Origin of the sequence: Pelomonas sp. KK5 (genome assembly GCF_001984095.1) — a bacterium.
Lineage (GTDB): Bacteria > Pseudomonadota > Gammaproteobacteria > Burkholderiales > Burkholderiaceae_C > KK5.
The window spans coordinates 1-5138 of sequence record NZ_LYVQ01000330.1 but is presented as its reverse complement, the minus strand read 5'-3'; the positions used below and the strand labels follow the sequence as shown (position 1 = coordinate 5138).

The following is a 5138-nucleotide window of genomic DNA, read 5'->3' as shown; positions in this document are numbered from 1 at the left end:
CAATCGGCATTGGCGGCGGCCGTGCCGGGCATCGCGTGGAAGAAGACCGTCTCGCGGGCCAGGCGGATCTCGATCGTCACCGCCACGCCCCGCGCGCGGGCCGCCTCGCGCAGCCGGCTGCCGAGTTCCCAGGCCGTATCGGCGCTGAAGCGTTCGAAGCGCAGCCGCCGTTCCTGTTCGGCGATGCGGGCGATGTCCTGGTCCAGTGCGTCGTTCATGGGCGCGATCTTAGGGGGCGAGCCCGGGTTCGTCACAGCGATCCGTGACGCAATTGGCAGGCGCTCGCCACGCCGCTGCCGACTGCGGGATGGAGGCCGCGAATCCCGCTGCGAAGAATCCGGCACGGACTGCACCTGTCCGCAGACCACCCAAAGGAGTTCACAGATGAAGAACAAGCAGTACCTGTGCGCGCTGCTCGTGGCGGGCGCCTCGGGCGCCGCCCTCGCGCAGACCAATCTGGTCGCCAACGGCGGTTTCGAATCGCCCACCGTCGCCAACAACTCGTACGGCACCTTCCAGACCATCAGCGGCTGGACGCTCAACTCCGAGATCGAGATCCGCGACAACCGCGTCGGCACGGCCGCCGAAGGCAAGAATTTCGCCGAGCTGGACACCGACGTCGCCAACAACGGCAACGGCAAGAACAACACGATCTCGCAGACGATCGCCACCGTCGTCGGCGCCACCTACACCTTCTCGTTCCAGTACTCGAACCGGCCCTTCGAATCGGTGGCCAACCCGGTCAGCGTACCGGCCTCCAGCTCCGGCCTGCACTACGTCATCGGCGACCTGAACGGCGATGCGCCGGCCATGGCCACCATCACCGACGACAAGAACCACTGGACGACCTTCACCACCACCTTCGTCGCCACCAGCACGTCCACGCTGCTGAGCTTCGCCGCGCTCGGCACCGTCGACGGCTTCGGCAGTTCGCTGGACGACGTGCGGGTCGTGATGACCTCGCCGGTCCCGGAACCCGAGAGCTATGCCCTGATGCTGGCCGGCCTCGGCGCCGTCGCCTTCGTCGCCCGTCGCAGGCCGCGCCGGTAAGCCCCGTCGAACAAATGAAAGGCCCGGCTTGCCGGGCCTTCTTCATTGCTGCCGCGCAGCCGCTAGCGCCCCCCGACAACCCCCTGCAGCTTCGAAAAATTCACCTGCCCAGCGTCCCTAGCTCGGCGCGGACACAGCGTCCGCCGACTTCCAGAATGGCCCGCATCGAGTCTCTCGCCAAGCCATTGCTGCAGTACCCATGGACCCTCGGCTGCTCGCCTATTTCAACGAAGAACTGAGCTTCATGCGCGAGAGCGCAGCCGGCTTCGCGGCGCAGCATCCAAAGGTCGCACGCCGGCTCGGCATGCACGGCATCGAGGTCGCCGATCCCTACGTGGAGCGCCTGATCGAGGCCTTCTGCTTCATGTCGGCGCGCATGCGCCTCAAGCTCGACGCGGAGTTCCCCCGCTTCACCGAGCGCCTGCTTGAGGTGCTCTACCCGAACTACATCAGCCCGACACCGTCGATGGCGGTCGCGCAGTTCTTTCCGGATGCACGCCAGGGCGACTTCAGCAAGGGCTTCGCGGTGCCGCGCGGCACGCCGCTGTACGCGGCGGTGCCGGCGGGAGAAGTTACTGCCTGCGAGTTCCGTACCGGCCAGGACCTGCGGCTGTGGCCGGTCGAGATCGTCGAGGCGAAGCTCGGCGGCGTGCCGCCGGACATCCCCTCGCTGGGCCGCCACCTGCCCGCGCACGTCCGCCTCCAGGGCTCGCTGCGCCTGCGCCTGCGCACCACCGGCGCCCTGAAGTTCTCGGAGCTGCAAGGCCTCGATGAAATCTCGGTCTACCTGTCCGGCGCCGAAGCGCTGGCCTCGCACCTGCACGAGCTGATCCACGCCGGCGGCGCCGGCAGCGTCACCGGCGTGCCGCAACAGCTGGACCGGCAGCCGCATGTCGTCATCCACGGCGCTGTCGCCCATGAGGGCCTGGCGCCCGGGCAGTCCCTGCTGCCGCTGCCCTGGAACGTCTGGCACGGCCACAACCTGCTGCACGAGTACTTCGCCTGCCCGGCGCGCTTTTATTTCTTCAGGCTCACGCAGCTGGCGCCGGCCCTGTCCCGCATCGAGGGCAACGAGGCCGAGGTGGTCATCCTGCTGACGCGCGCGCCCGGCGCCCTGACGGGCCTGGTGGACGCCCGCCAGTTCGCCCTGCACTGCACGCCGGTGGTCAATCTCTTCCCGATGCGCACCGACCGCATCGAGCTGCGCAGCGATCGCAGCGAACACCACATCGTCCCCGACCGAACCCGGCCGACGGACTTCGAGGTGTTCAGCATCACGAGCCTGCAGGGACTGCGCGGCAGCACCGCCGAGCCGCAGACCTTCCGCGCGCTCTACCAGACGCTGAACCAGGACGAAGGCAATCACGGCCGCTACTTCTCGCTGCGCCGCGAGCCGCGCCTGGCCTCCGACAGCGCGCGCAAGTACGGCACCCGCACGCCCTACATCGGCACCGAGGTGTTCGCCAGCCTGGTCGACCAGCACGAGGCGCCCTACGCCGACGAGCTGCGCTACCTGCAGGTCGAGGCCCTGCTGACCAATCGCGACCTGCCCCGCCTGGTGCCTCGCAACGGCCGTCAAGACCTGACCCTGGCCGAGTCGGTGCCGGTCAGCGGCGTGGGCCTGCTGCGCGAGCCTACGGTGCCACGCCCGCCCCATGCCCAGGGCGAGACCGCCTGGCGGCTGATCCGGCAGCTGAACTACAACTACCTGCCGCTGACCGAGCTGTCCCATCGCGAAGGCGCCCAGGGCCTGCGCGACATGCTGCGCCTGTTCGTGGGGACCGACAACGCCGTCGCCGAGCGCCAGGTGGCCAGCCTGGTCGGCTGCCGCATCGAACCGGAGACGCGCCGCCTGCCGGGGTCCGGCCCCCTGGTCTACGGGCGCGGCGTGCATGTCGCGCTGACCGTCGACGAGGACAACTTCAGCGGCACCAGCCCCTATCAGCTGGGCCTGGTGCTCGATCACTACTTCGCGCGGCACGTGGCCATCAACGTGTTCTCGCGCACCTCGCTGGCGGCCATGCAGCGCGGTCGCGTCGCCGACTGGGCGCCGCGCATGGGGTTGAGGGAGGCCGCATGACCGCCCGCGACCCCTGCTTGGAGATGCCCGACCTGGCGCCGCACGGCGCCAGCCGCCAGCCGTGGAAGCACGGCCTCGTCCCCCTGCTGCGGCGGATGGCCGCCCGCCATCCGCAGCTGCCACCGGTCGGCCAGGCGCAACTGCCGTGCCAGGAAGCCTTCCGGCTGGGCCAGCAGGCCTCTCTCGCCTTCGCGCCACGCGAGCTGGCACGCATCGAGGACGACGCCGGCAAGCTCTCCATCAAGACCTTCGGCCTGGGCATGCTGGGCCCCAACGGCCCCTTGCCGCTGCACATGACGGAGCAGGTCCGCGAACGCAGCGAGGCTCGCCGGGATCCCACCCAGGCGGACTTCCTGGACCTCTTCCACCACCGTGCCCTGAGCCACCTCTACCGCGCCTGGGCCCAGTCGCAGGCCTGTGCCGGGCTGGACCGCCCCGGCGCCGAGACCTTCAGCAACTACATCGCCCGCCTCGCAGGCGACGAGCCGGACCTCTGCACCACCAGCGCCCTCCCCCCGCACGCGCGCTGGGCCAGCGCCGCCCACCGCGTGCGCGCCGCGCGCAATCCCGACGGGCTGGTGGCCACGATCCGCCAGTTCTTCGGCGTCGCCGTGCGCCTGCGCGAGTACTGCCTGCGCTGGATGACGCTGGACGAGGAGGACACCAGCCGCATGGGTCGTCCCGGCGCCGCTGCGGTGATCGGCGAAGGCGCAATGGCCGGAGAGGCCGTGCCGGACCGTCAGTCGCGCTTCCGCCTGGTGATGGGGCCGCTGACGCTCGAACAGTATCTGCGCCTGACGCCCGCCGGCCACCGCGGCGCACATGACCTCCCGGCCCTGGTCGAGATCGTGCGCGCCTTCATCGGCTTGGAGTACGCCTGGGAGGTCGAGTTGCTGGTGCAAACCCGGCACGCGCCGGCCTGCCGCCTCGGCGAGGAGCATGGCCAGCTCGGCTGGTCCACCTGGATGGGCGAGGCCGGCGGACGCGTCGGGGAGGCCGTTACCGGCCTCGTGTTCGAGCCCGAGTCCTACGCCACCCGGGAGGCTTGAGGTGATGTTCAAGCTGCCCCAGTTCTTCGGCTCGCGCGGCCAGCCGCAGGATGAGCGCCTGCGCGCGCTGTCCGACGCCCAGCCCTGCGGGCCCTGGCTTGAAGTCGACGCCGACTACGCGGTGTTCCAGGCCCTGCTGCGGCCGCGCGCCGAGGTGCAGTTCGGCAGCTTCGTCCAGCAGGCCGCGGGACCGGACTGGCTGGCCGTGGAAAGCGGCGCGCTCGCGCTGCTGAACCGCTCGCGGGACATCAGCCTGCTGGTCGCCTACACGCGGGCGCGACTCGCTCGCGCCGGCGCCCCGGGCCTGCGGGACGGCCTGCAGTGGTTGCTGGACCTGATGCGCGCCTGGCCCGCCCAGCTGCATCCACAACTGCTCATCGACGGCGAGCCCGATCCCGCGCTGCGCGCCAACGCCATCGGCGAGCTGGCCGATGCCGACGGCCTGCTCAGCCAACTGCGCCAGTTGCCGATCAGTGGCGGCAGCGGTACCCGGCTGCTGGTGCGCGATGTCGAGCGCGCCTTCGCTCGCAGCCGTGCGGCCGATGCGCTGCCTGCCGACGCCGTGCGCCACCAGTTGCATGAGCTGCGCGCACAGCGCAGCGAGACGCTGATGGCGCTCATCGAGGCGGCCGCCCTGGTGCGTGCCATCCGCGACTGGTCGCGCGAGCAGCTGGCCGCGGAGGCGCCCGAGTTCGGCTCGCTGCTGCAGGCGCTGGAGTCGCTGGACATCACCGGCCCGGCCCCGCTCGCCAGCTTGCTGCCGGGGCCGGCAAGAAAGCAGGAAGCGCGCGTCCCGATGAATACCGGCAGCCTCGGCGAAGACCGCGAACGCATCCGACAGAACCTGCGCCAGGCTCGCCAGTGGATCGAGCAGCATGAACCTTCCAGCCCGGTGGCCGTGCTGCTGAAGCAGGCCGAGCGCCTGTGGGGCCGCCGCTTCAGCGAGGTCGCCCACGTCA

The 5138-nt window shown here is 70.5% G+C and carries 5 protein-coding genes; 4 read left to right on the top strand and 1 reads right to left on the bottom strand.

Annotation, left to right across the window (positions count from 1 at the left end; all coding sequences use genetic code 11):
- A partial coding sequence (locus B0W88_RS29540) for a heme-binding protein (protein ID WP_198937975.1) occupies positions 1-218 on the bottom strand: 218 nt, incomplete at its 3' end.
- A 166-nt stretch (positions 219-384) separates the two neighbouring features.
- Here B0W88_RS29540 and B0W88_RS29535 point away from each other — a divergent pair.
- The 4 genes from B0W88_RS29535 to B0W88_RS29520 all read left to right on the top strand — a co-directional run.
- Complete coding sequence (locus tag B0W88_RS29535; protein WP_077038105.1) at positions 385-1050, top strand: PEP-CTERM sorting domain-containing protein; 666 nt, start codon at positions 385-387, stop codon at positions 1048-1050.
- Between the two features lie 199 nt (positions 1051-1249).
- Positions 1250-3130: a type VI secretion system baseplate subunit TssF gene (tssF, locus tag B0W88_RS29530; RefSeq protein WP_077038104.1), complete on the top strand. Its 1881-nt coding sequence runs from the start codon at positions 1250-1252 to the stop codon at positions 3128-3130.
- The gene (tssG, locus tag B0W88_RS29525) at positions 3127-4179 is read left to right on the top strand and encodes a type VI secretion system baseplate subunit TssG (protein ID WP_077038103.1); all 1053 of its coding nucleotides are present in this window, start codon (positions 3127-3129) and stop codon (positions 4177-4179) included. The genes tssF and tssG overlap by 4 nt, the downstream gene beginning before the upstream one ends.
- Before the next feature lie 4 nt (positions 4180-4183).
- On the top strand, positions 4184-5138 hold a 955-nt coding region (locus tag B0W88_RS29520), incomplete at its 3' end, for an ImpA family type VI secretion system protein (RefSeq protein WP_077038102.1).

What these genes read in the sequence shown, in the direction of transcription:
- B0W88_RS29535 (WP_077038105.1), top strand. Translation starts at nt 385, where the DNA reads ATGAAGAACAAGCAGTACCTGTGCGCGCTGCTCGTGGCGGGCGCCTCG.
- tssF (WP_077038104.1), top strand. Translation starts at nt 1,250, where the DNA reads ATGGACCCTCGGCTGCTCGCCTATTTCAACGAAGAACTGAGCTTCATG.
- tssG (WP_077038103.1), top strand. Translation starts at nt 3,127, where the DNA reads ATGACCGCCCGCGACCCCTGCTTGGAGATGCCCGACCTGGCGCCGCAC.